The organism is Richelia sinica FACHB-800, from assembly GCF_014698825.1.
Classification (GTDB): Bacteria; Cyanobacteriota; Cyanobacteriia; order Cyanobacteriales; family Nostocaceae; genus FACHB-800.
The window spans coordinates 51,763-77,975 of sequence record NZ_JACJTT010000003.1 but is presented as its reverse complement, the minus strand read 5'-3'; the positions used below and the strand labels follow the sequence as shown (position 1 = coordinate 77,975).

Below are 26,213 nucleotides of genomic sequence, written 5' to 3'. Positions count from 1 at the left end.
GTTTAAATATCAGTTTGAATATCGGGTGTAGGTAGATGAGCATTTATCAAAAGTTAATTTTCTTAGTCAGTGTAGTCACATTGTGGTTGACTTTTCCCAACATCAAAGTTAATGCTGAACCTACACCGTCTGAATCTGACATAGCTGTAAATGCTGAACCAGTCACATCAGTATCTCAATTATCAGATATTCAACCCAATGATTGGGCTTTTACTGCTCTACAATCTTTAATAGAACGTTATGGAATCATCGCTGGTTATCCTGATGGCACCTTTAAGGGTAATCGTCCCCTCACTCGTTATGAATTTGCCGCAGGTTTACAAGCAGCACTGGATAAAATTAATCAATTAGTAGCAACTGGGTTACAAGAAAAAATTAGTCAAGCCGATTTAGAAATATTACAAAAACTGCAAACAGAATTCGCTGCTGAATTAACTACATTAAAAGGTAGAATTGATAGCCTAGAAGCAAAAACCTCTGAGTTAACTGCTCAACAATTTTCCACTACCGTCCGCTTAGGTGGACAAGTAATTTTAGGCTTAAGCACGGGTGCAGGTGGTAAACCACCGGGAAAAGGGGAAGCAAATACAATTCTGACCCAATTAACCCAACTACAATTAGTATCTTCTTTCACTGGAAAAGACCGTCTGCGTTTAGCTTTGGTCTCAGGAAACAGCATTAATGATAGTTTTGGGAATGTGACAGCTTTTAACACCAATATGGCCAGGTTAGCTTGGCAAGCAGACTATGACAATCAGCTGAAACTAGATTCTTTAGAGTATCGCATAGCTGGATTAGGCGATCGCATGGTTTTCACTTTTAAACCTGTAGGTTTTAGCTTAAGTAGCGTTCTCAGTGTCAACTCACCCTATGCTGATGCTGGACAAGGTGCCATATCTTTATTCGCAGGTTCCACACCTCTCCTGAAAATTGGTGCACTCGATGGGGGTTTAGGTTTTGATTGGTTGATGTCCGATAAAATACGTCTGCAATTTGCCTACGGAACCAGAACTAGCAGCAGTAGTAATCAAGGTTTATTTGGTGCAGACCATAGTGCTTTAGGTGTACAACTACTCTACAAACCTAATGCGTCCCTGATTACTGGTTTAGCTTATGTTAATGCCTATGCAAAAGACGGTCAATTAGATACTGGTACAGGTAGCGCAAATGCTGACACCTCTGGAGGATTAAATGAACCAGCGCAAATTAATGCTGTTAATGCCAGCATCAAATGGCAAATGACCAATAATTTAGTCTTGAGTCTCTGGGGAGGTGCAGTAGTCACTGATTTCCTCAAATCAAATGCCTCTGCATTCAGCACTACCTACCAAGCATCTCTAGGCTTTTACGACCCCTTTGGCCGCAAAGGAGACTTACTAGGATTAATTATTGGTCAACCACCAAAGTTAAACGACGGTGATTTAATCGCTAACTTAGACAGAGGCAATTCTACACATTATGAAGTTTTTTATCGTTACTTAGTCAACGATCACATCGCCATTACTCCTGGCTTTTTCATTGTCACTGATCCTGGTCATATATCCAGAAATAATGATATCTTTATCGGCACAATTCGCACCACATTTAGTTTTTAGTCCTGTGTTTTTTGGTTTCTTTACCCATTAAAAAAACTGTATAAAATCGTTTCCACAAAAAAGGAAATGATAACCTAATATCCACCACTGGCTTGGCTTTGATGGTATCGTTGAAGACTCGTTTTATCTCTGCTAATTGCTCATCTGTGAATTGAGCTAATGTTTGCGGTGGCACTCGCGCAAAAAATTTAGCAATGAAAGGGTCTGACTGATAATCTTTGTGTGTTAAATTTTGGTTATTCATTATCCCTTGAGTTAAATTTTACCTGTTTTTTTAAACTAAAAGTTTGGGCTGTGTTCCTGATCCCAACATTTATCTCTATACCAATATCTGCCTGTATTTTCACATTCTATTTTACTTTCGAGCCAAGGGATGGAAGTAGGATAGATCAATGTTGGGGAATTAGAAAATAACGGAAATATCAGCGCACAAAAGTTGATCATAAAAACTATCAGTGACCCTAAAAACCCTGTCATAAAGAGGATATTGCCAGGAGTCCACAATAAATATTTGCTTCTTTCAGACATTAATCTCTGTAATGAACGACGTTCTTCACCTGCTAAAAAAATTATATAGAATCTCCAACCAAGAATAGGTAGAGAAATTCGCCAATCTATTGGATGACGAGTCCAACGACGATAGTTAAAACTCCATTTGATTGTATCTATTTGTTCACTACTAAATGTTGCTGCTACCTCTGGTGAAATTTGCGCGAACAGTTCTTCAAACTCAAGATCGCTGTTCTGTAGTTTATTCATGATTTTTTGTATCCAATTATACTATTTATCCCATAGAAGATGCGATCATCCTGAATCCACTAGTTTCCAAAAGTCACAATAAAAGATAGTACCTTTTTTCTTCGTAAATTTACTAAAAATTGTGTTTTTCTATGCTAGCAACTCAATAAATTTTGACGAATTTTAGATATATGACTCATTGTAATATATGTAGAGTTGACAAAAAACAGATATTTCACCGATTTTTATGAAATTATCACTACCAAACCCCTGTTTTACCAAGCTGTGTGCTATGGCGATTGGGGTGACTCTTACCGGAATTTTGACTAATTGCCCTGCTCAAGCTGTATCTTTAATTACTCAAAGAGAAGATGTGCAAGCAGATGATCAAGTTGATTGGGGTAGTTTGGATTTTGGCATCTCTATTCCCATTGCACCAGCAACTACTGCCAAATTATTACCATACTCTTTCACCAGCAACACAGAGAAAGGATTTGCATATAGTGTCAATATTCCTAATCCTCAAAATAGCCGATATACCCCGCCTTTTATCTTTTCTGTCAATCCCTTCGTCCCAGTTAATTTTTCTCTGGGTGATGCTGTTTTATTTACTGGATTTATTCCTAGCAATTTCCCCGCAGTAGGAAATCCTGGCCCCATCACTATTAACTTTGATTCCCCTGTATTTGCAGTGGGAACACAAATCGGCGTAGACGATTCATTTCAATACGATGCTTTTATTTCGGCTTTTGATAGCCAAAATAATCTTTTAGGGTCATTTTCTCTGCCTGGGATTCCACCTCTTAATGGCATTGATAACTCAGCACTTTTCTTGGGAATCCGTAGCGAAACTGCGAACATTGCTAAAATTACTATTAGCAGCACTGAACCTAATCGCGCTCTAGGCATTAATTTCTTGAGCATTAGACGGACATTAATTCCTGAACCCAGCACAATATTAGCTGTTAGTATTTTGGGTCTGGGAATGATAGGCTCTAAAACCAGAAAAATCGGCAATTGTTAACAGCACTTTTTCATACTGATTTTGGTGTCTACAGTCTCTGGTGAAAATTTCCAGCGATTTCCACAGACTTTATCTTTTTTGTAACTTGTTAAATAGACTTCTTGCATCAATGTTTTGATATTTAGCACCTAGTAGCAAAGAAGAGAAGAATTGAAAAAGCAGGGTTCCTGCAAGAGGTCTATATTTAGTTCAAACTATTTCAAAACCGAGTTGATGAGTTTTATGGAAGTTATGTGTAAAATGATCTACCAAATTTGTATCACTTAATTCCAAATTATAAAAATCTACAAATTCATGCTGGAAAAATGGCCCAGCGTGCCAAGTCCCCACTTCCAACTTAATAAAACAATTACCAGGCACATGAAAAGCTGCTATTTTATCTAAAATTGGTTCTGACACATCATTACAAGGTGGACAAACGGCAATAAACCAATCCTTCCCTTCTAATGCACCTAAACATTGAGTGCATTGTGTATGTCGGGTCAGGTGATGAAATTCCAAACCCTGGTTATACAATCGCATGATATAGAAGCGGGGAATGCCATTGTGCAGACTTAACTGAGCATCGTCCTGATCAAAGGACTTACCATCTTGACTGGGAAATATGACTTGCCCATAGGGTCGAAAATTTTCTGCGGTAATCCATGCAGATTGTAATTTTTTTAATTGTGGTGATACACTCATATATAATTTGGGATACCAGTAAATGATTAAAAATTAAGAGGCAGTTGTGTCATTGCTCATGAAGGATGAAAATGTTTGAGGATTTTGACTTTTGACTTGGCCCTTGTGAGCTACTCTTAACAAAATAACCGAACTTTAAGATATTACTGAAAAAATTCAGGTTTCAGCTTAAGTATTGATACTATTAGTTAACATACACGTAACCTCCAAACTCAAAATTGGGTAATTTTCCCCATGGGAAAACGGGGGCTTTTACCCTACCGGGAACTCTGCTTGTTTACGAAGATAAAGACGTAGGATTAGCTTTGATCCCAAAAACACCATCATGGAATACTTGTATTACCTGGCTAACGCCAGTTTAACTCTCAGGGTTGTTCAATACCTCCACGGCAGACCACAAACCCCTGTTGCCTTCATCACTGTAATTCACCAAATTGATGGTTGGGTAATCAGGATTAAACTTAGAGAGCAGGTCTCATCTCAAGAAGATGGCGATTTCCGAGCTTTCCTCAATGAATTAGGAATTAGCTACGAGCCGCCAATGAGAGTGCAAATGGCACTTTGGAGTTTGGAAGCAGGACAGAGTCCTGTAGATGTAATGCGTCGCTATCAAGTGGCAATAGTCTCCCACGGTAGTCCAGAGAAAGAAGAAATTGAAGCATTCCGGCAACAGTTTGTTCAGGGGTTGGGATATTGTCCCGAAACACTGGCTTAATTTATGTTGGAAACTCGACTCTGAAAGATGCACATTTTATCATCATCAACATAGCCCTGCTGTGAAACAGTGAGGAAAAATGTGCGTCTATCATTTATTTATTTGTAAGAGCCAATTCGGCATTAGTTTAGAGGCTTATCATCTAGTTATTGTCAATACTCATCCCCATACCACAGCTACTTTTCAAGGGAATCAAGCAAATAATAACAAAATACTGGAATTGCTGATTTGTGGTAGTAGATAGATAGAATTGTAAAAAAGTCGGCGAAATTGTTGCATATGTAGTAAGATATCTGACCGCCGATTTAAATAAAGATTGATTGTGAACATTTGGTTTTTTTCATCGAGAGGAAAGTTAGGTAGGGTTACAAAATTCCTATCCTTATTCTGTCTATGTTTATTATTGGCTGTAAGTTGTACTCCTAGACAACAAACATCCACTCCATCCACTAGTCCAACCAATACTGTTGCTAGTGATGGCAAGATTACCGTAGGCACAACAGGCAAGCCCAGAACTCTTGACCCAGCAGATGCTTACGAATTGGCATCGTTGGGTTTAGTATTTAATATGAGCGATCGCCTCTATACCTATGAGCCAGGCAGTACAGAAATTAAGCCTCAATTAGCTACAGCCTTGCCAAAAGTGAGCGCCGACGGTTTAACCTACACTATCCCCTTACGTCAGGGAGTAGTGTTTCACGACGGTACACCTTTCAATGCTAAAGCCATGGAATTTAGTCTCCAACGCTTTATTGAAAATAAAGGTAAACCATCCTTCTTACTCTCCGATATTGTTGATTCCGTCAAAGCTCGTGGAGAGTATGAGTTAACAATCAAATTAAAAAAACCCTTTGCCGCTTTCCCTTCCTTATTAGCTTTTTCTGGGGTATGTCCAGTTTCTCCCAAAGCTTATGAAATTGGTGCAGGGAAATTTCAACCGAATACTTTTGTCGGTACAGGCCCCTATAAATTAGCCAAGTATGGCCCTGATTCCCTTTCTTTGGAAGTTTTTGACAAATACTGGGGAGAAAAACCCACCAATCAAGGTATTAACGTCCAAATTCAAACCAGTCCCGTTAACTTGTTTAATGCCTTTCGCACTGGTGCAGTGGATGTAGCTTACCTATCACTGCAACCTGACCAAATTCGCAGCTTAGAGGAAGGCTCGAAAAAAGGAGATTGGCAAGCAATTAGCGCTCAAGGTAGCGTAGTTAGTTACATGGTGTTAAACCGAAATCAAACACCTTTAGATAAACTAGAAGTCAGACAAGCGATCGCTGCATTAATTGACCGTCCACTATTAAACGAGCGTGTTTTATTAGGTCAAGCCGATCCTCTATACAGCATGATTCCCACCACCTTTAATGTTTCTCAACCTCTGTTTAAAGAGAAATATGGTGATGCCAACTTTGACCAAGCCAAACAATTATTAACTAAGGCCGGTTTTTCCACAGCTAATCCCGCCAAGGTTCAAGTGTGGTATCCTGCTAGTTCACCCACCCGTAGTTTAGTGGCACAAACTCTAAAATCCCTGGTAGACACCAAATTAGAAGGGATTTTACAGCTAGAAGTAAAGACCGTAGAAGGTGCAACCTTCTTTAAAGATATTTCCAAAGGTTCCTATCCCATCGCCTTACTGGATTGGTACCCCGACTTTTTAGACCCAGACAACTACATTCAACCATTCCTAGATTGTCCCAAAGGCTCAGATGCTAAAGGATGTGAAGAAGGTGGCAGTCAAACTCAAGGTGCTTTTTACTACAGCACAGCTATGAATCAGCTAATTGATCAGCAGCGTAAAGAGCAAAATCCTGAAGCACGTAAACAAATATTTGCTAAAATTCAGGCGCAAGTTGTTAATGATGTTCCCTACGTTCCCCTCTGGCAAAACAAAGATTTCGTCTTTGCTCAGAAAAGTGTGAGTGGCGTTAAACTTGACCCCACCCAAAACCTAATTTACAGAAACATCAAGAAATAGCCTGTTGTGGCGGGGACTCCCCGCCCATATTTATTAAATCATGTTTAATTTTTAATTTTCAATGTTTAATTGATAACTAATTGATAACTATGTCTCGTTCTAAAGCTTTACAGTATTACGTCGCTTCTCGATTACTATTAGCACCACTGCAATTATTAACCATTATTACTATTGTTTTTCTTCTACTCAGAGCTACCCCAGGAGACCCCGCCGATGCCATCCTGGGTGGACGTGCGCCAGAAAGTGCCAAAGCTGAATTAAGAAAACAATTAGGTTTAGATTTACCGATTTGGTTGCAATATCTCAATTACTTAGGTAACTTACTGCGTTTCGATTTAGGAACTTCTATCACCAGTCGTGGACAACAAGTTTGGGAAATAATTGGACAACATTTTCCCGCTACTGTGGAATTAGCGGTATTTAGTATGTTGGTGGCTTTAGTTGTCGGGATTTTAGTAGGTACACTATCAGCATCTCGTCCCGGTACATCCTTTGATTTAGGTGGGCGCTTATTTGGAATTATCACCTATGCTTTACCTATGTTTTGGGCAGGGATGTTATTACAATTAATTTTCTCAGTCCAACTGGGTTGGTTTCCCAACTCTAACCGTTTTCCCCCTAATCTCTCCGCACCCACACATATCACTGGCTTATACACAATAGATAGTTTATTAAGTGGTAATTTCAGTCAATTTTTTACTTCCATTCATCATTTAGCCTTGCCTAGTCTCACCTTGGGCGTATTACTCAGCGGTATCTTTGAGCGCATTGTGCGGGTGAATTTAAAACAAACTCTCAAATCTGATTATGTAGAAGCAGCAAGAGCAAGAGGAATTGCTGAACAAAAGATTTTAGTTTCCCATGCCTTGAAAAATGCCTTAATTCCAGTAATTACAGTTTTAGGTTTAACCTTCGCATCTTTGTTAGGTGGAGCGATTTTAACCGAGGTCACATTTTCCTGGCCAGGATTAGCCAATCGACTTTATCAAGCCATTTCTGACCGAGATTATCCTACTGTACAGGGAGTATTAGTATTTTTTGGGGCAATTGTGGTGAGTGCAAGTATTTTGATTGATATTCTCAATGCTTATGTAGACCCCAGAATCAGGTATTAATTCATTCATTTTTGGTGTTGTAGTTACCGAGCAAGCGATCGCTTTCTACTTCAGCACCATTTTTTAACCATTCAATAGGTGTTTCTTCTTCCACTTTATCTGGATTGACCCAGACAATATTTTTGAGACAATCAATTTGAACTGATGCTGCACTAAAAAATTTTCTAGCAGTATTATCATCTAATGATATGACTATTTTATCAGTTGCTAATGCTGCTTCTATTAAACATAAGTCTTTCGTCATTGCTTCAATTCTTTTATTACTTATATTGGCAGCAATAGTTTCTACTTGGCTCCATAATTTATTATCAATAGAAATATATATAAATTTAAATTTTTTCTTTGCTACCATTTGAGTGAGCCATTTTCGAGCAAATGGTGATTGATGTTTATCCCACTCTTTTTTAATGTCTGATGTCATTACAATTTGATGACAAATTCCTAGAACAGCCATAAGAAAATTCCGGCAGTTTACTGAAGTTGGATAAGTTGCTTCCTTAGTACCACATGAACGAGCGACAGAAGCATCAATTACTAATAGCTTAGAATTTACTTTATTCCCCATGTATACCTTGCATTAAACGAGCTTCCGCAGCACTTAAATAACGATTTTCTAGTTGTAAAGAAACATCACCAAAATCTTCTGGCCAATCTCCAAAAGCACCAGCTTCATCTAAATCAGCACTATTGACTCTTGTTATACCATCTTCTTGACGTGTAAACCAATGCAATTTAACTAAATCTGGCGATAAATTACCTTCAGCTACTAAGGATTGAATTGCTAAAATTAACCTATCACTATGAGTTTCTATCACTACTTTTACACCCCGTTTTGCCGCATTTGCTAATATTTCCGCCATAGCTACTTGAGCGCGGGGATGAAGGTGAATTTCCGGTTGTTCAATATAAACTAATTGCCCCGGTTCTGCTGCTAATAAAGCTACTAAAACAGGCAAGGTTTGGGAAACACCAAAACCAACATCGGCTATATTGACCATATCGTCTTTGGATTTGGACTGGGTTGGCAGACGACCAACTCTAAGCTCAACTTGTGTGTCATTAACTTGCCTTGCATGAACTTTACAAGTTAGTCGCAGGGTTTCTAGCGCTGAACATAATTCTTTTATATTTTTGGAACTTTTACCTTTTTGCCAATGATTAATAACACTAGCAACATAGTTTTCAAATGTACCTGGAAATTCATCACCTATAGCTGTAATTTTATAATTACGTTCAGGATTACCCCTTAATCCAGGTACATGGATTATTTCACGAATATAATTTCCAAAGATTTCAGAAGGACTGGAATATAATAAGTTAAATAATGGATTTTGAGAAATAATATTATATTTTTCTTTGGCAGATAATGAGAATTCTAAAAAGCACCTACTTCTATCTACAACCCATGTTGTTTTATCTTTTAATGTTTCTGTATCTTGAATAGCGTTATATATCTCTATATAAGGTTTTGGCAAAATATTGAGTATATCTTCTGATAACATATTAGGCAAAAGAGAGAACTCTTTCTCCTCCCCTTTGTAGATCATTTTAACAATATCTATTCCCTCTTTTTTATGATTTGTAAATATATTGCTAATAAACTGATTACGTGATATTTCAATACCAACAGTAAATGTATTATTAGATTTTAGTCCGGGAAACTTAGAAAATAATTGTGCCGCTGAAGTAAACTTAACATTCGGCCCATTCAACAACAAAGCTCCAGGATCATAAGTAGCTTCTAGAGTTTGTTTCATTAACAATAAAGGCTGCATGATACTTGATTTACCAGAACTATTAGCACCTGCCAAAATTGTTAATGGCCGAACTTCTATACTGCACTCATCATAAAGGGACTTGTAACCACTGACAGAAATTCTGGTAATTCCTTTGACATTTCCCTGTTGATGGCCATGATTAGAATTAGATTGATTCATAATTGCATTCTCATAATTTGGGGTAATAATATCAATTATCCATATTCCCCTCCATCATGAGTCAGGTTAATCAGTTAGCTAAAACTGCTTTTTATTTCCTTTTATTACTAATTACTTTCTCCTCCTACTTCCGCTTGCATGGCAGTCAAGTAGGCATCTAATTCTTGAGTGCTAACAAACACCTCAGACAGGGGAACAGCTTTGACAATATCAAATACTTTCTGTACTTGGGGTGTAAGATTGATGAAATATACCTTACCTTCTCTTGATTTCATGGTTTTTCGCACCTTAGCCAAGACTCTGAGTCCAGCACTAGAGATAAAGTTGAGGTTTTGGAGATTTAAAATTACTGTCTGAGTGTCAGGTGTCAAGCTATTGTGAATAGACTTGTCTAAATCATTGGCTGTGGTGGTATCAAGGCGACCATCTAAGGATAAACGTAAGATACTGGAGTTATGATCTTCTACGTGAATTTGTAAGGACATAGATTTTATTTGAAAACTAAGTATTTATTTGTAGTTTAGCGGAAATTGGGTGATTCTAATTTGCGGTAGTAATCACTTGCTGGACGGTCAAAACGTTCTGACCATTGAGATAAGCATAGTTTACCTGTTGTGCCAATTTTTGCACGAGGAAAAAGCCAAATCCCCCAAGCGATCGCTCTTCATCATCCATACTGGTATCTGCTGGGGTAATCTCTGTGAGCGGGTTAAAGGGCTTACCACTATCTTTAAAGGTCATGGTCAGATGTTGCTTGTCCATCTCAATTCGCAAGTCAATAAAACCATCGCTGTGGTTTTCATAACCATATTCAATAATGTTGACTAACACCTCTTCAACTATCAATTGAGCATCTTCAATCACCTCAACTGTCAAATTAGCAGCTTGCAAAATCTCCCCTAACTTCTGTCGCACAGCCTCTAACTCCGTTAACTCGCTGTTGATGGTCAGGTTCCATTCCATAACATTTGCTACTTGAGAAAAAGGACTTAACGGTAAATACTGCACAGCTAACAAGGTCATATCATCTGACTGCGGTGCATCTCCCACAAACTGTTGGCAAAAATGCACAATGGTGCGAATTGCACGGGCTGGGTTATTGGGAGGATAGGAGGTCATCATCTCTATTAACCGGGTATCAGAAAATATTTCACCTTGAGAGTTCATTGCTTCTGTGATGCCATCAGTATAAAGGAGAATTAAATCATTAGGGGCAAGTACAGACTCGCTTTGTGTAAATTCAGCGTCGTCGTATAGTCCCAGGGGTGGGCCAGTTTCCAACTCCAGATATTGCACCAGGTGATTTTGTACGAGTAAAGGTGCATCATGACCACCACTGGCGTAGGTAAATTTGCCTTGTTTGAGTTCAATTACCCCACAGAAGACAGTTACGAATAAACATTCTTCATTTTCCGCGCATAACTCCTGATTGACCGTTTCTAGGATTTTCTGGGGGCTATAGTCAGGTTGGGTGAGGGTACGAATGAGGGTAACTGTACGTGCCATCATTAAGGCAGCGGGAAATCCTTTGTCAGCAACATCGCCAATAATTATGCACAGGCGATCGCTTCCTAACATAAAGAAGTCGTAGAGGTCTCCACCGACAATCCGTGCAGGTTTGAGCAGGGCAGATATTTGATAGGGTGAATTAGGGCTACTGTCTACCGTGGTGCGAGGCACCATTGTGCGCTGAATTTGGGCAGCAATGGAAAGTTCACTTTCTAGTTTTTGTTTAGCCGCAGTTGTCTCTTGCAGATTAACTATATACAGTTGCAAAGAGTCACGCATTTGCCGAAAAGATTGGGTTAAGCGCCCCACCTCATCATCGGAAGTTACAGGAGGTAAAATGGTGTCAAGGTTGCCCTTAGCCATTTCTTGGGTGCTGGCGTTAAGTTGCCGCAGTGGTCGGGTAGTCAGTTGAGAAATCAAAGCAATGACGACACACATCAACACCATATCCTTGGACATGGAAGCTATCATCAACCAGATGTATTGCTGATAAAACTGCTCTAATTTAGTTCCAGGAAAAGCAATACCGATAATCCAGTTTGTGGAAGTGATATCAGTGGTCATCAAAATACCTTGATGCTTTTGACGGTTGCCGGAAATATCACTTGTTGACGATAACCAAGACTGAATTTGTTGGGGGTTTGGTGGTTTGACAATCCACTGTTGATTGGATGACGATAATACAAAGGGGTCGCCTAGTTTGAGGTAATTTACTTCACGGAATTGGGCTAATTTTTTTACCATGACAGCAGATACCCAATCTAAATTTACCTCCATAACTAACCAACCCTTACTAGCTGGATTACTAGCCTCCAGGGGAACACAATAAGCAATATGGGAATGATTGGATGTGTATGCTGGAGTCCAAAATGCTGACTTAGCTGGGGTGTGACTCTGGATTTGACAGCGATTGAGCCAAACTTGAGTTTTAGCTGGACTTAGGGTAGTGGCTTTGGTTTGACGATCAGCGTACCATGCAGTTGCAGATATGCTGTTGGTATCAATGAGGGCGATCGCTTGGACTTGGGGCTGTTGTGCAAATAAACTGTTAACTAGCGGCAAAAATTGCTGAATTTCTATGTCATTGGCAGTAGCGGCTGATTTTTGCATATCCTGAATAGATAGCAACACCTTCCATTCCATAACTTGCAGTGTCGCCTCAATTTCCCTAGCTGCCGTATCAATGCGGGATTTGGCTAAATCACTCATCCAAATACCCACACTTTTATGCACCAGATAACGACCGTGAAAATAGGAAGTGCCATAAATAGCGATCGCTGCTACCACACAACCAAATATCAAGCGATGGGTAATACTTTTAAAGCGAAATCTAGCCAGCTTTGTCATCATCAGTTTGAACCTGTATGAACTTAAAACAAGGTTCTAAAATCAAATTGTCAAATCAGCAGTATAGACATTCAGTGTATAGTGTAAAGACAGCACCAGTAACCAACTAATCGAATAACTGTAAATAATTTATTAATCAGTAACATTAGGGAAAAATTTACATGTCCAGCTTACTTCGAGCTTTTTCACGCCTACGAGCGCAAAATTTATTCACAGTTATATTTTTAACTATAAGCCTCTGTTTTGCCTTTCCTACTCTCACATGGGCGGAATCTTCTGGGTTGGGTGTAAATAATGGTGCGCTTGCTCCTTGTCCAGCGACAAACAACTGCGTAGTGAGCCAAAATGCAGATGTTATACATACCATTGAACCTATTGTTTATCACGGAGACCGCAATACAGCATGGGAAACTTTACTTAAAGTCCTCACAGTTGTGCCACGGACACAAGTCATCGAGAAAACTGATAACTATATCCATGCACTTTCTAAAAGTCGCATCTTCAAATTTGTTGATGATGTAGAGTTTTATTTACCTACAGATGAAGCCGTAATTCATATACGTTCTGCCTCCCGCATTGGCGAGTGGGATTTGGGCGTGAACCGCAGACGCATAGAACAAATTCGCTTGGCTTTGCAAGAATTAAATATTTGATATTAATGATGAATAAAAATCACTTGAAACGGTTGATGAAATAGTATTTTGGCAATTTTTAGTTTTGATAACTATTTCCTGCGATAGACGGAATCCAGCAACCCAATTACTAATTTAGTGATCAGGTTTACTGCATTAAATTATGAACATTATCGCTTGGATAATTTTGGGGTTGATTGCTGGAGCGATCGCTAAAGCTATTTATCCTGGTCGTCAGGGTGGTGGTATCCTTGGTACCATGGTATTAGGTATTATCGGTGCTGTCATCGGTGGAACTATAGTTACTCTCTTAGAAACAGGAAGATTACAACTAACTGCCGCTGCACTGAGCATTCCAGGGATAATTGTGGCTATAATAGGCGCGATTGTGGCTATTTTTCTGTGGGGACTATTTACTGGACGCACAACTTATTAATATCAGCAATTAAAAGTAATTAAAATTGATAATTACAACAGGCAGATGTGATGATGTCACAAATAATCTGCCTGTTAATCTAGCACTTGGTTAATATTAGTTAAACACCGACTTTAGCCTTTGACCACACACCATTTTCATCTTCATCAAATTGTTGATGTACTGCATCCCATGCAGATTGCTCCGATGTAAATTCATCTTTGGTTTGATTCAGTACAGTGTTATAGCAATTAATAAAAGTGGTTTGGGCTTCTGGTGAAAGATGAGAACGTACTTCTGGAGACAAATCCTCTGGACTATTACATGGCCCAGGACAAGGATGTGCTAGAGGTTGGTCAAGGGTATTAATTTCTTCTGCACCAGCACTTTCTAAGAGTAACTGAAACTCACCAGCGCGATCACTTGGCACTTCAGCCATTAAGATAAATTCTCCTGCTTCCAACCGAGTTTGATAAACCGTGGCTTTATCTTCTGGCATTCCCAAGGCTGTAAACACTGATACTAAGCCAGCACCCGCACTACCAGCGATCGCTCCACTTGCAGCCCCTAATAATAATGCACTAATTGGCCCTGCGGCTACAATTGGCCCTACAAAGGGAATAAATAAAACACCCACACCAGTTAACAAACTGAGGAAGGAACCAAACAGAGAACCAAAAATTGCCCCTGTTCTCAAACCCCCTAAAATCACATCTCTTTTGCTAATAAAACCAGCGATGCGGGTTTCTGATTGAAAATTGCGACCCATCACAGAAATATGGTCTCTAGGAACACCCCGGTCTAATAAACGCCGAATCACATCATCAACTTGTTTTTGTTCTTTAAATATGGCTGAAATAGTACGCTCTGCTTGATAAACTTCTGGCACAGACTGACTCCTTATATTTACATTTCCACAAAGCAAAATTTCCCGGTTTTTACTAACTGCAATTACACACCAATGGGTGTTTTCCCTTGAGTTTCTATTTGCTGACCGCTTGGTTCTATCGCTTGTCCTTCAATAAAGGAACGCAACATCCAAGCAATTTCTTCATGTTCTTCCATTAATTCAGTTAAAAAATCAGCCGTACCCTGGTCATGAAACTCTTCTGCACAGCCATTAATGTGCTCTCTTAAATTCCGTACAACTTTTTCATGGTCTTCTACTAATTGGGCAACCATACCAGTAGCTGAGGGAATTTCTCCAGCATGTTCTTGTAGGGTGGCAATTTCTAAAAACCCTTCCATTGTGCCGACTGGATAACCACCTAAAGTGCGGATTCTTTCAGCTATTTCATCAATAGTTTCGGTTAAGGCTTCATAGTGTTCTTCCCACAATTCATGCAATGTGCGAAACTGGGGACCAATTACATCCCAATGGTATTTTTTAGTTTTTACTAACAGCACATAAGCGTCTGCTAAATCTTGATTGAGAAAATTAATTACACCTTCCCTCTGCTCATCCGACAAACCAATATTAATTTTCGGCATTTTCCCATTCCTAATGTTATGAAATTACTTATCTTCTAAGTTCCCAAATTCACTACTCAATCAACATCAACCCTAAGAAATATAAACAAAATATCTATTGAATCATGATTTTATTTACCGTCAAATTTTGATGGTGTGTCAACATACGTTAAACACACCATCTTTATGGCTATTTCGACTAAAATAACGATTTTTTAAAACTGTGCTTATTTTTTATTGCCTGTTACTTTCTGCAACAAAGTTTCCACTTCTTCTTCTACAGTTGTTGCACTTTGGGAATTTTCAGGTCGCTTCATTTTATCAATATCTGCGTCTCCTTGTACTTCATTTAGTCCTTTATTGGATTTCTCTTGGACTTGTCGCAGTGATGGAGGTGCTGATTTAGCTACTTCATCAGTTTTACGTTGTGTTTCTAATAATTGTGTAGTTCCTTCTGTAGGTTCTGTTTGATAACTACCAATTGCTAAAGCTGGCGAGACCACAGATGATATAATGAAAGCACAAACCAAACTCAAAACTAAAAACCGCAACGGACGTAACAATAAAGATATTAGTAAATTGATATTTCTCATTGCCAATCCTCAAAATATTTAACGATTGTGGCTAAGTCATCAATTCATAACCCACTAATAACCCACACAACTCCTTCATTTGAATTAGTGTATTATCCTAGTTTTTATATTTAAAAAAATAGACTAAAATTTAATCAATCTCTAGACAGAAATTTTTGCATATTATCAATAATTAAAATCCTTCTATAGATTCACCAAATTTCCACCCAGCAGTCAATTCTGCATTCAAACTCTACAATGGTATGAGTTTTTTGGAATCCTGATGTGACGGCAAGTTTGCATTTACAAAAAGTCGTATTTGTACTGACGATCGCTCTCTCCCTCACCGCTTGTACTCAAACTTCCCCTAGGCAATCGCTCTCATCCACAACTAACCCATCCCTCAATCCATCAGCCACCAATCCTCCATCTAATACCCCAGTTAAGCCAACGGCAAATCTTGCTTTTACTGTCCCCCCTCAATTTCAAGGTAAAACCGTTTATCAAGTTTCACCAAAAAATCAAGAAAAAGTCATCGCTCTCACCATTGATGATGGGCCCTGGCCAAAGACTACCCCAGCCATGTTGAATATCTTTCAACAAAATGGTGTGAAAGCCACCTTCTTTTGGGTAGGAACAGCCTTACAAGCTCATCCAGACATCGCTAAACAAGTGGCAGCTCAAGGTCATGCCATCGGCAACCATACCTGGCATCATTGGTATCGAAAAATGGATGCAGCTACAGCCAAAAGCGAAATTGAGCGCACTGCTGAATTGATTTACAAAACCACCGGAGTGAAAACATCCTTGTTTCGTCCCCCAGGAGGCTTTTTAAACAACGGATTAGCTGCTTATGCCAAAAGTAAAAACTATTCTGTCATTATGTGGTCGTTAACCTCAGCAGACACCGACCCCCGTGCTAAACCACAAGCATTTGTCAATAATGTCCTCAAAGGTGCGAAACCAGGTGCTATAGTCTTAATGCATGACGGTGGAGGCGATCGCCACAGAACAGTAGAAGCTCTGCCCAAAATCATTAGTGGACTCAAGCAGCAAGGTTATCGATTCGTGACTGTCCCCGAACTGCTAGCAATGGCTGAGAATGCCAAACCATAAATCATCCAAAAGTAGGGTCTGTTAAACCAAAGGCTGACAAACCCTACTTATTGCTTGTTGAATGAAAGTTTCCTAACATTCCGCACTATTTACCGCACAAATTTGAGCATCTTGCCATAATTTATGCAAAAAGAACTCTGTGCGCTCACTCATGGTGGTGACAAACACACCCACAGCTTCTTCACTACCACTAGATAACCAAGAACCTTGCAAAGTCACCTCTACATATTCAGCATCACAACTGCAAATTGTCATTTCGCTGTCATGACGCTTGATTTCTGCTTTCAGCACCTCCACACCTGGTAAATCAACAGGTAGCAAAAAGGAAGCTGTACTGGGTTCAAAGCACAAAGGTTGACCAACTCGAATGGCCAAAATGACTCGCTGTGCTACCCACTCTTCTAAAGATTGAGCCAGACACTCTAAATAAAAGCTCCTTTCGGTATAAGTTAATTTCAGCATTCCTTATGCTCTCCTGCTATTCCAGCTTGGCTTGCACGTCACTCCAGAATTGTTCGGCAAAGTAAACAGCCGGATGGGCTGGTGCTTTGGGCACTTTTCGCAGTTGCATTCCCGCTTCTGTGGGAGTGCGATCGCCTTTTCGAGAATTACATCGCTCACAAGCTATGACGACGTTATCCCAAGTGTGTGTCCCACCTCGAGAACGGGGAATCACATGATCTAAGGTCAGGCGTTTATTGCTACCGCAATATTGACAAACGTGATGGTCTCGTCTGAGCACTTCTCTGCGATTGACTGGGGGAACCTTCCACATCCGTTCCGCTGCGGCAATTTTGAGGCGAATATGTTTCGGTACAGACAGTACCAAACTAGGTGAATGAATCAGCCATCCACTTTCTGCTGTTAAATCTAAAGGTTCAGCTTTATTCGTTACTAGTAACACTATCGCCCGCTTAATATTCACCCGACATAGTGGCAAGTAATTTTGAGAAAATACCACCACGGATTGCTCCAAAACTTGCATTGCGCTTGTCACAGCCTGACTCCTTATCAAAAAACCCCCGTCTCTGATTTTTGAGAAGCGGGGGTTAGAATTTGACCTGAGAATGATTTGGTCTGATATTGGTACAGTATTGAATCACCTGCACCTCCCGCTTGTTATATCTACTAGTGGTTTTCTATTCAGCCCATCTATGCTGAAATATGCAAAATCATCATCACCCTCTGTGCTATGCCTTGGATCTCGGCTACCATCACCCATAAATAAATACTCCACTCTCGCCACAGCAAATTCCCAATTAATCAAGGAATTGGTGGCTGATATAGAGATGGAGGGGGGGTAAATGGATTTCACAGAAAATTTCACCTATTGATCATTACTGTAAACATACTACACTTGTATTACTATCCTGTCTATACCTATAAGGAGAAAAAGTCATGCATACGATCACTCGCACCCCCACCACCGACATGGAAGTTACTAGCATTCGTCTGGAACGGGAACTCAAGGATAAACTCAAACAAATTGCCGGCAATCAAGGATATCAAGCCCTGATTCGGGATGTCCTCTGGAATTATGTGCAGCAAAAATCAGGTGAATGGAAGCCGCGATTTTCTAAGGATGATATTCGTGCCAGCATCGCTGCTACTGCTCAACAAGAAGAACGTTGTGTACTCACAGGTCAATTAATTCAGCCACAACAACCTATGTTATTAGGACTGACAAGAAATGGCGATATGGTTCCTCTCAGTCTCGAAAGTTTGGCTCCCTAGTTTTCAACTCCGTTGACTACTGCCCAGTTACTTCTTGATAGTAACTGGGTTATTACCCAATAAAAATACATTTTATTGCCGACAATCTCAGGAATTATCTGTCTGTATTTACAAATTATCCATATCATAGATAATTCCAACTATAAGATATTGTGAATATCTAACTTTAGACTGTTGATTTTGGGGTGTTATCATTATCTTAAGTGTTCTCTGCATAAAAAATTGTCATTAATCTAATAGCTAAAGTCTTTTTCAATCAATAATATATAGGCTTTCCTAATCTCATCCAGCCTGAGTAAAACAAATAATTTAATTCAGCAATCGCCTGAAACATCAGACCAGAAGTTGAACGGTAATTGTATGTTGACAGTGTTAACGCGGATGGGATTTGCGGTATTTTTGCGTCAATTATAGAGAAATTACGGTTTATGCTCAGTCATTGACAGGCTATGCTAAGTACAACATAGTCTATGATTTAACCTTTGAAGGTCTCAAACTCTTATATAACAAGCTTTTGCTCAATGTAGTTGCAAAAATTCTTACTCTCAGTATTGATGTTTGGGCGCTGAATTGGGCAAGATTTAGACCTTGATCACCAGCAAGTCCAGAAAAGTTAACCACGATGATCATCCGCAATTATTAATTTCTCAGGGTCAGTCAACGCTAAAAGAGGGTGAAGAGGATGGCAAAAAGTTGAGTTTAAAAAACTGGAATCTCTATCCAAAAGCTTAACAAAAATGAAAAAACGTTTCTTATCAGCGCCACAATATATAGATAATGATGTAGTCCCTAAACATTCATATCCTCTCAAGCTAATGCAGCATCAGGCCCAAAATACCCATGCGTTGGCACAACAAATTACTCAAATCATTGCCAAGAGTACAGCAACTGCCTTGATGCTAGAGGAAATAGCTGAATTGTTGGGAGTAGCATTTCAAGCAGATGCTTGCTGCCTGGTGACTATAGGAAGTGAATCTATCACTGAAGGGACTACTGGTTATTGGTGTAGTGAAAAGCATTTAAAGTTAGTACAACCACAGCCAGTATCATCGGCAGATCATTTGTTGATCAAGATGCCAGTCGTGCAATGTGCTTCAGATAAGATTTCCATTGAAGATATTGCCAATATTCAAAAATGTTTACTCACAGGTTGTCAAAATTTACCAGCACCTATTCAAGCAGTTTTGGCGGTTCATACGAGATTTGGTGAAGAAAATAATGGTGTTATTTGCCTGATTAAATTCCATTCTTATGAGTGGAATGAATCAGAAAAACAACTGCTCAAGGATTTAGAGTCATGTTGTGCGATCGCTTTTGCCCATGCAATTCAATCTCACACTATTACCAACCAACAACAGTATCTCCACAAAACCAACCAGCACCAAAGTTTAATCAAGCAATTAACTATATTAAGTCGGAGTAACTTGGAGTTAAATCAGATGCTCCAGTTAGTAATCGGCTCGACTGCGGAAGCACTACAGGCAGATCGAGGTTTATTAATACTATTAAAATATACAGACCCCTTATTTATCAATCGTCCAAAAAAGCAAATCCCCAAAGCTAAAGCCACAGTAGTGGGGGAATGGGTAAACAACAAAAACCTATCTCGAACAAGTCAAGACAATACTTTAGAGCAATCCTTTTGGTTAGCAGATTGTGGGCTTTGTCAACGTATATTTACGGAGTCGGGCAAACCAATTATGATTAACGATTGTACAGATGGACAGGATAATTACGAAGCTGCTCCATTATTTGCAATCAATGAATTCCCCGCGACCCTACTCATGCCTTTAGAAAATCAGGGCAGAATTTTAGGTTTTGTGGTGCTTCAGCAAACATTTCCTCGCACTTGGCAACCTTCTGAACTGAATTTGATTGAAATGCTGTGTGCTCAAATCAGCAATGCCATCATTCAGTCCCAGACTCTGCGACAAGTCCAGAATCTCGTAGACGAGCGCACAGAGCAACTGAAACGCAGCTTAGAAGTACAATCCAAATTGTACGAAAGAACCAAGCAATATGTAGAACAGCTACAACAACTCAACGAACTAAAAGACGAGTTTGTCAGCAACATCAGCGATCGCTTGCGCTATCCTTTGACTAATATGCTGATGTCGATTCGCAACCTCAGATTGCCAGGAATTCCCCCAGAACGGCAAACTAGATATCTGGATATTCTCGAAGAAGAATGCACGAAAGAAATTACCCTAATTAACGACCTGCTCACCCTGCAAAAATTAGAATCTCATCAAGAAGCACCACAATTAGAAACAATAGATTTAAACAGCACTCTGGAAGCAGGAGTACAGACTTGTCTCAACAAACTCAAAGACCCGAAATACAATATTGTCGTTGACTTACCAGAAACAGCCCTAGAGTTACAAACCGAAGTCGAAAGCTTTGAGAGAATTTTACAAGAACTACTCAATAACGCCTGCAAATACTCCGAGAAAGGCAGTACAGTTCACTTAAAAGCCACTCATCAAGTCATTGACCAACTGGATCAGATTATGATCAAAGTGGTGAATACAGGTAGGGGTATATCTGACGAAGAAGCTGCGTATATCTTCGACAAATTCCGTCGTGGTAAAGGACGGTGGATACCTGGTACAGGATTAGGACTTGCCTTAGTGAAGTCTTTGGTACAGCATTTAAATGGAGCGATCGCTGTAGAGAGTACCCCAATTCCTAATTCTCAGTTGAGCGAAATTTGTTTTACCCTGACTTTACCCCAATTTTCTGACCATAGCCCATCCAATTCCGAACAGTGACTACACAAACCGATTTCACAGAACTGGATTTACCTGAATCCACAGAAGACAGTGATTTGCAAAGCCAAGAAGTATCTATCCAAGTAGAGAAATTGTCAGAACGACAACGGCAAATCACCGCTCATATCCACATTCCCCAAGCAGTGGAAAAAGTTTGGCAAATTCTCACCGATTATGAAACATTGCCTGATTTTATTCCCAGCTTGGCCAAAAGTTGCCGTATCGACCATCCTGACGGTGGAATTCGCTTAGAGCAGGTGGGAGCGCAAAAATTACTCAACATCAACTTTTGTGCGCGAGTGATTTTGGATGTAGAAGAAATTTTCCCTCAATTTATTAAATTCCAAATGGTAGAGGGAGATTTCAAAGGCTTTAAAGGACATTGGCAGCTAGAACCTTATTCCCTAGCAGATAACCAAGGTACAAACCTCTGCTACATGATTCAAGTTTGGCCTAAGCTCACCATGCCCATTTCCATAATTGAGCGTCGTCTCCACAAAGACATGCAGGTTAACTTACTAGCAGTTCGCCAAAGAGTCTGTAATTTAGTTAACTAGAATTTGGCGATTTTACGGCTCAACTTTCTACAATGGGATAATAGTTACCCTTAAATAGTTAAGCCAGGAAACTTACACTTCCTGGCTTTTAAGAATACCCCCAGGGGAATTCGAATCCCCGTTACCTCCGTGAAAGGGAGGTGTCCTAGGCCTCTAGACGATGGGGGCGTTCAGACTTTTTATAAATTAACGGATTTTTCTGATGATGTCAATAGGTTAAGGAAAAAAAATTTTTGTGGGCGATTTTCATGGAACATCAAAGCTTTCCCAAACATCGTTGTTCATGAGGAGCTAATCAGATTGATAATTTAAGATGTGATATTTATGATTCTTTACAAATGATTTTGAAATCATTAGCTCAAAATCTCAAACATGGAACCATCCTTTGACATCACCCTACAAATGGTGATCGTTGTCCTTGCAGGCATTAGCGCCCAGGTGCTAGCTGCATATCTCAAACTACCCAGCATTGTGTTACTGCTCCTGTTAGGCATTCTTTTAGGTCCTGATGGGATTGGGATTTTGCATCCCCATGGGCTAGGAACAGGGTTAGAAGTGATTGTTGCCCTAGCCACAGCAATAATTTTGTTTGAAGGGGGGCTGAAACTCGACCTGCGGGAATTGGGTAGAGTTTCCGTCAGTTTGCAATTGCTGGTGACATTGGGAACCCTCATTACCCTTGTGGGTGGTAGTATGGCGGCGCACTGGTTAGGGGAGTTTCCTTGGAATATTGCCTTTCTCTACGCTTCCATAGTGGTTGTCACTGGTCCAACAGTGATTGGCCCCTTACTCAAGCAAATCAACGTTGATCGACAGGTAGCAACCCTGTTAGAAGGGGAGGGAGTTTTAATCGACCCAGTGGGGGCAATTCTCGCCTATGTCGTCCTAGACACGATTTTAAACAGCGATACAGAACCTGTTGATGCCATCATGGGTCTACTCATGCGGTTGGCTGTAGGAGGTGCCATTGGTGGGGCTGGTGGTTATCTAATGAGTTGGATTTTCAAACGCGCTCAGGTTTTGTCCTTTGAGTTGAAAAACCTAGTGGTGCTGGCCATGTTGTGGGGTTTGTTTACCCTGGCCCAGGTGATTCGCAGCGAATCGGGAGTCATGACCACCGTGGTGGCAGGAGTAGTTTTTGCCAACTCCTCTGTACCAGAAGAAAGATTATTACGCAGCTTTAAAAATCAACTTACTATTCTCAGCGTCTCTGTTTTATTTATTCTTTTGGCAGCTGATTTGTCCATTGCCAGTGTGTTGGCTTTGGGGTGGGGCAGTTTATTTACTGTTTTGGTGTTGATGTTTGTAGTTCGCCCCATCAATATCCTGTTGTGTACTTGGCAAAGTAATTTAAACTGGCGACAGAAACTGTTTTTATGCTGGATTGCCCCTAGAGGCATTGTCTCTGCCTCTGTAGCGTCCCTATTTGCCATTTCTCTCACCCAGCGAGGTATTAACGGTGGAGATGCCATTAAAGCTTTGGTTTTTTTGACCATTATCATGACGGTGGTTTGTCAAGGGTTGACGGCTGGGTGGGTGGTGAAGTTGTTACGTATCACCTCTCAAGATGCAACAGGTGCAGTGATTGTTGGTTGTAATCCCTTGAGTTTATTGATTGCCCGCTTTTTTCAAGAACGGGGCGAAAGTGTAGTGATGATAGACACTGATCCAGAATGCTTTGCACAAGCAGAAGCCCAAAATCTGCGCGTAATTGCTAGTAGTGCTTTGGATGGGGAAGTATTAGAAGAGGCGGGTATTGCTTCGGTGGGGACATTTTTGGCAATGACTAATAATGGTGAAGTAAATTATGTATTAGCGCAAAGAGCCGCTGAAGAATTTAGTCCACCCCGTGTTTTAGCTGTTTTTCCCCGTGACCCCCAAGCAGGAAATTCGACCCACAGTAAAGTTGAGCAAGCTTTTGTGAGTGATTTCACCATTAAAACTTGGAATGAATATGTCAATGATGGCAGGGTGAAGTTAGGAACCACTACGTTGAATGAAAAAGAATTTGTTCATCAACAGGAGCATATCCAAGAAAAAATTAAAGCTGGATTGTTAGTACCCCTGCTAGTGGAACGGGAAGAACGGTTGCGAATTATGGCAGCTAATCAAGAATGGGAAATAGGCGATCGCCTTATTTATATCTTGTATGATTCTCGACCCAATCTCCTCAAAAGATTATCAGGGGCTTCCCAGTCCACTCCCCTAGCTTTGGAACAATTACCAGAAATCGAAGACTTACCAGTTGCCAAACTGTCACAGCTTTCTATTAGTGATGCCACTAGTAATTAAAAAATACAGTTATTTAGTGGCGAATTTTTCTGGTTAAAAACTCTACAAATGGAAAAAGAGAGCCACTTGGATAGCTCTCCAAATCATCAGGGTGCATCTACTTATCACAATATAGCACTTAGGGTATGGGGGGTTAAGACCAGAATGAGCGCATCACGATCTGGCACAGATAAAGTTGACAGAAAGATTTATGTATGGATTTAGTCAGATGTGAAATTTTGATTTGAGATTTTTGATTGTCAAAAGCTGATGCCATCGGCTTTTTGTCAAGATTTCTCTTAGCTGATATCACTAGTTCTCTGCTGCTTTAATGACCAGTAACTAGTGAGAGTTGATATAATTTTGTGGGCAAAGACTGAATAAATAGATACAAAGAAAGAGAGCTGATAAATTAGCTCTCCAGATAATCAAGTTGCATCTACATAGCACAGTATACCATTCTCAGCCTGAGGGGTTTTACCATGTCTGCTTTTTTGTCACAGCCCACACTGAAGGGCTGAAACTTCGACCTAGCTATTGAGTTTCTTTTCCACCAATTCATTGGTCAGCTTAGGTTCCGCCCGTTTATTGGTCTTTTTCAGCACTTGTCCAACAAAGAAACCTTTAAGATTAATGTTGCCATTGCGGTATTTTTCCACCTCTTTCGGGTTAGCCGCAATCACTTCATCAATGATGGGTTCCAGTACACTGGGATCAGAAATTAGCTCCTGACCTGCAAAAGCTTTTTCTGGTGGAACTCCATTGAGTAAGTCGGTCAGCTTTTCTTTAGCTTGGGCATTACTAATTTTGCCCTTTTCAATGCGATTGATCACATCAGCCAAATGGGTAGGAGTCAAGCCAATTTCCGAAATAGTCAATTTTTGCTTATTCAGATAAGCAGCTATATCTTGAGTAATCCAGTTAGCAGCAGCTTTAGCACTAGCACCAGCCGCTAACACTGCTTCAAAATATTCAGCAACTGTACGTTCTTCTGTCAGCACCCTTGTATCATAGGCAGACAGACCCAGTTCACTTTCATAACGATGGCGTTTTTGCGCCGGTAGTTCTGTAATTTCACTTTGCCATGCGGCTAATTGTGTTGGTGATACCTCAATGGGTGCTAAATCAGGTTCGGGGAAATAGCGATAATCGCTAGAACCTTCCTTCACGCGCATACTAATAGTTCTTTGTGAACCTTCTTCCCAGAGACGAGTTTCTTGAACAATCCTTTCTCCTGACTCAATAGCAGCAATTTGCCGTTCAATTTCGTATTCTATTGCCCGTTGAATGGCGCTGAAGGAGTTCATATTTTTGATTTCTACCTTGGTGCCAAATTCCTTTTGTCCCAAAGGACGCACGGAAATATTCACATCGCAACGGAGAGAACCTTCTTGCATGTTGCCATCGCTCACTCCCAAATAGCGCATAATCCGGCGTAGTTCTTGAGCATATTCAGCGGCTTCTTGACCGGAACGCAAATCAGGTTCAGACACAATTTCTACTAATGGCACACCTGCACGGTTGTAGTCTACTAGGGAATAGGCAGAACCAGACAGTCTCTCACTACCTGCATGGACTAGTTTTCCTGCATCTTCTTCCATGTGCAAACGGGTAATACCAATGCGTTTACGAGTGGGATTACCATCAGCATCTACTAATTCAATTTCTAACCAACCATGTTCGGCAATGGGTAGGTCATATTGGGAAATTTGGTAATTTTTCGGTAAATCTGGATAAAAATACTGTTTACGGTCAAATTTACTATATTTAGCAATTTGGCAATTCAGGGCTAAACCTGCTTTGACAGCGTATTCTAGAACTTTGGCGTTGAGTACAGGCAAAACCCCTGGTAAACCCATACAGACCGGGTCAATGTTAGTATTGGGGTCAGCACCGAAGGCTGTGGAGCTAGTGGAGAAGATTTTAGTATTGGTGCTGAGTTGACAATGGGTTTCTAGTCCAATAATTGCTTCGTACTCAGTTTTTACGGGTGTCGCTGTCGTCATGAGATCACTAATTTAAGCATAATTATT

The 26,213-nt window shown here is 40.2% G+C and carries 26 protein-coding genes and 1 tRNA gene; 13 read left to right on the top strand and 14 right to left on the bottom strand.

Annotated elements, in window-relative coordinates; translation table 11 throughout:
• Positions 1-35: 35 nt before the first annotated feature.
• Positions 36-1,595: an iron uptake porin gene (locus H6G73_RS03840; RefSeq protein WP_190601633.1), complete on the top strand. Its 1,560-nt coding sequence runs from the start codon at positions 36-38 to the stop codon at positions 1,593-1,595.
• Here H6G73_RS03840 and H6G73_RS03835 read toward each other — a convergent pair.
• Positions 1,585-1,839 carry a hypothetical protein gene (locus H6G73_RS03835; RefSeq protein WP_190601632.1) on the bottom strand — a complete coding sequence of 85 codons (255 nt, stop codon included), beginning with the start codon at positions 1,837-1,839 and terminating at the stop codon, positions 1,585-1,587. The genes H6G73_RS03840 and H6G73_RS03835 overlap by 11 nt on opposite strands.
• Positions 1,840-1,874: 35 nt before the next feature.
• On the bottom strand, positions 1,875-2,354 hold the full coding sequence (locus H6G73_RS03830) for a hypothetical protein (RefSeq protein ID WP_190601631.1): 480 nt from the start codon (positions 2,352-2,354) through the stop codon (positions 1,875-1,877).
• Between the two features lie 226 nt (positions 2,355-2,580).
• Here H6G73_RS03830 and H6G73_RS03825 point away from each other — a divergent pair, with 226 nt between their 5' ends.
• On the top strand, positions 2,581-3,357 hold the full coding sequence (locus H6G73_RS03825) for a PEP-CTERM sorting domain-containing protein (protein WP_190601630.1): 777 nt from the start codon (positions 2,581-2,583) through the stop codon (positions 3,355-3,357).
• Between the two features lie 189 nt (positions 3,358-3,546).
• On the opposite strand, the gene H6G73_RS03820 is transcribed toward H6G73_RS03825, so the two are convergent.
• Positions 3,547-4,041 (bottom strand): ureidoglycolate lyase, encoded by a 495-nt coding sequence (locus H6G73_RS03820; RefSeq protein WP_190601629.1) that lies wholly within the window; start codon positions 4,039-4,041, stop codon positions 3,547-3,549.
• Positions 4,042-4,366: 325 nt separating this feature from the next.
• Between H6G73_RS03820 and H6G73_RS03815 the strand changes: the two genes are divergently transcribed.
• The 4 genes from H6G73_RS03815 to H6G73_RS03800 all read left to right on the top strand — a co-directional run bounded on the left by H6G73_RS03815 (position 4,367) and on the right by H6G73_RS03800 (position 7,849).
• The gene (locus H6G73_RS03815; RefSeq protein ID WP_190601628.1) at positions 4,367-4,756 is read left to right on the top strand and encodes a hypothetical protein; all 390 of its coding nucleotides are present in this window, start codon (positions 4,367-4,369) and stop codon (positions 4,754-4,756) included.
• A 79-nt stretch (positions 4,757-4,835) separates the two neighbouring features.
• On the top strand, positions 4,836-5,000 hold the full coding sequence (locus H6G73_RS03810; RefSeq protein WP_190601627.1) for a hypothetical protein: 165 nt from the start codon (positions 4,836-4,838) through the stop codon (positions 4,998-5,000).
• A 159-nt stretch (positions 5,001-5,159) separates the two neighbouring features.
• Positions 5,160-6,734, top strand: coding sequence for an ABC transporter substrate-binding protein (locus tag H6G73_RS03805; protein WP_242034109.1), 1,575 nt, complete (start codon positions 5,160-5,162; stop codon positions 6,732-6,734).
• Positions 6,735-6,823: 89 nt separating this feature from the next.
• Positions 6,824-7,849, top strand: a complete 1,026-nt coding sequence (locus H6G73_RS03800) for an ABC transporter permease (protein WP_190601625.1) — start codon at positions 6,824-6,826, stop codon at positions 7,847-7,849.
• Position 7,850: 1 nt separating this feature from the next.
• On the opposite strand, the gene H6G73_RS03795 is transcribed toward H6G73_RS03800, so the two are convergent.
• The 4 genes from H6G73_RS03795 to H6G73_RS03780 all read right to left on the bottom strand — a co-directional run bounded on the left by H6G73_RS03795 (position 7,851) and on the right by H6G73_RS03780 (position 12,645).
• On the bottom strand, positions 7,851-8,414 hold the full coding sequence (locus tag H6G73_RS03795) for a hypothetical protein (RefSeq protein ID WP_190601624.1): 564 nt from the start codon (positions 8,412-8,414) through the stop codon (positions 7,851-7,853).
• Positions 8,404-9,786 (bottom strand): AAA family ATPase, encoded by a 1,383-nt coding sequence (locus H6G73_RS03790; RefSeq protein WP_190601623.1) that lies wholly within the window; start codon positions 9,784-9,786, stop codon positions 8,404-8,406. The genes H6G73_RS03795 and H6G73_RS03790 overlap by 11 nt, the downstream gene beginning before the upstream one ends.
• 107 nt (positions 9,787-9,893) lie before the next feature.
• The gene (locus tag H6G73_RS03785) at positions 9,894-10,271 is read right to left on the bottom strand and encodes an STAS domain-containing protein (RefSeq protein WP_190601622.1); all 378 of its coding nucleotides are present in this window, start codon (positions 10,269-10,271) and stop codon (positions 9,894-9,896) included.
• A 55-nt stretch (positions 10,272-10,326) separates the two neighbouring features.
• A complete protein-coding gene (locus tag H6G73_RS03780; RefSeq protein ID WP_242034108.1) occupies positions 10,327-12,645 on the bottom strand; it encodes an ATP-binding SpoIIE family protein phosphatase in 2,319 nt (772 codons plus the stop codon).
• A gap of 158 nt (positions 12,646-12,803) precedes the next feature.
• Here H6G73_RS03780 and H6G73_RS03775 point away from each other — a divergent pair, with 158 nt between their 5' ends.
• Complete coding sequence (locus H6G73_RS03775; RefSeq protein ID WP_190601621.1) at positions 12,804-13,295, top strand: DUF1499 domain-containing protein; 492 nt, start codon at positions 12,804-12,806, stop codon at positions 13,293-13,295.
• 142 nt (positions 13,296-13,437) lie between these two features.
• Positions 13,438-13,710, top strand: a complete 273-nt coding sequence (locus tag H6G73_RS03770; protein ID WP_190601620.1) for a GlsB/YeaQ/YmgE family stress response membrane protein — start codon at positions 13,438-13,440, stop codon at positions 13,708-13,710.
• A gap of 100 nt (positions 13,711-13,810) precedes the next feature.
• Here the strand turns inward: H6G73_RS03770 and H6G73_RS03765 are convergent, their stop codons facing one another.
• From H6G73_RS03765 to H6G73_RS03755, 3 genes are all read right to left on the bottom strand, one after another.
• Positions 13,811-14,578 (bottom strand): ChaB family protein, encoded by a 768-nt coding sequence (locus H6G73_RS03765; RefSeq protein ID WP_190601619.1) that lies wholly within the window; start codon positions 14,576-14,578, stop codon positions 13,811-13,813.
• Positions 14,579-14,640: 62 nt separating this feature from the next.
• Positions 14,641-15,180 (bottom strand): Dps family protein, encoded by a 540-nt coding sequence (locus H6G73_RS03760; RefSeq protein WP_190601618.1) that lies wholly within the window; start codon positions 15,178-15,180, stop codon positions 14,641-14,643.
• 206 nt (positions 15,181-15,386) lie between these two features.
• The gene (locus H6G73_RS03755; RefSeq protein ID WP_190601617.1) at positions 15,387-15,752 is read right to left on the bottom strand and encodes a hypothetical protein; all 366 of its coding nucleotides are present in this window, start codon (positions 15,750-15,752) and stop codon (positions 15,387-15,389) included.
• Positions 15,753-16,016: 264 nt separating this feature from the next.
• Here H6G73_RS03755 and H6G73_RS03750 point away from each other — a divergent pair, with 264 nt between their 5' ends.
• The gene (locus H6G73_RS03750) at positions 16,017-16,847 is read left to right on the top strand and encodes a polysaccharide deacetylase family protein (RefSeq protein ID WP_190601616.1); all 831 of its coding nucleotides are present in this window, start codon (positions 16,017-16,019) and stop codon (positions 16,845-16,847) included.
• Positions 16,848-16,919: 72 nt separating this feature from the next.
• Here H6G73_RS03750 and H6G73_RS03745 read toward each other — a convergent pair whose 3' ends face one another.
• On the bottom strand, positions 16,920-17,309 hold the full coding sequence (locus tag H6G73_RS03745; RefSeq protein WP_190601615.1) for an alr0857 family protein: 390 nt from the start codon (positions 17,307-17,309) through the stop codon (positions 16,920-16,922).
• A 16-nt stretch (positions 17,310-17,325) separates the two neighbouring features.
• On the bottom strand, positions 17,326-17,844 hold the full coding sequence (locus H6G73_RS03740) for an HNH endonuclease (protein ID WP_190601614.1): 519 nt from the start codon (positions 17,842-17,844) through the stop codon (positions 17,326-17,328).
• Positions 17,845-18,245: 401 nt separating this feature from the next.
• Here H6G73_RS03740 and H6G73_RS03735 point away from each other — a divergent pair, with 401 nt between their 5' ends.
• The 3 genes from H6G73_RS03735 (at position 18,246) to H6G73_RS03725 (ending at position 21,909) form a co-directional block, all read left to right on the top strand.
• Positions 18,246-18,581: a hypothetical protein gene (locus H6G73_RS03735; RefSeq protein WP_190601613.1), complete on the top strand. Its 336-nt coding sequence runs from the start codon at positions 18,246-18,248 to the stop codon at positions 18,579-18,581.
• A gap of 737 nt (positions 18,582-19,318) precedes the next feature.
• Positions 19,319-21,352, top strand: a complete 2,034-nt coding sequence (locus H6G73_RS03730; protein WP_190601612.1) for a GAF domain-containing sensor histidine kinase — start codon at positions 19,319-19,321, stop codon at positions 21,350-21,352.
• 56 nt (positions 21,353-21,408) lie between these two features.
• The gene (locus H6G73_RS03725; protein ID WP_390839180.1) at positions 21,409-21,909 is read left to right on the top strand and encodes an SRPBCC family protein; all 501 of its coding nucleotides are present in this window, start codon (positions 21,409-21,411) and stop codon (positions 21,907-21,909) included.
• 95 nt (positions 21,910-22,004) lie between these two features.
• Here the strand turns inward: H6G73_RS03725 and H6G73_RS03720 are convergent.
• Positions 22,005-22,077 (bottom strand) — tRNA-Glu (locus H6G73_RS03720).
• Positions 22,078-22,281: 204 nt separating this feature from the next.
• Here H6G73_RS03720 and H6G73_RS03715 point away from each other — a divergent pair.
• Positions 22,282-24,201, top strand: coding sequence for a cation:proton antiporter (locus H6G73_RS03715; RefSeq protein WP_190601610.1), 1,920 nt, complete (start codon positions 22,282-22,284; stop codon positions 24,199-24,201).
• A 509-nt stretch (positions 24,202-24,710) separates the two neighbouring features.
• On the opposite strand, the gene gatB is transcribed toward H6G73_RS03715, so the two are convergent.
• Positions 24,711-26,186: an Asp-tRNA(Asn)/Glu-tRNA(Gln) amidotransferase subunit GatB gene (gatB, locus tag H6G73_RS03710; RefSeq protein WP_190601609.1), complete on the bottom strand. Its 1,476-nt coding sequence runs from the start codon at positions 26,184-26,186 to the stop codon at positions 24,711-24,713.
• Between the last annotated feature and the right edge of the window lie 27 nt (positions 26,187-26,213).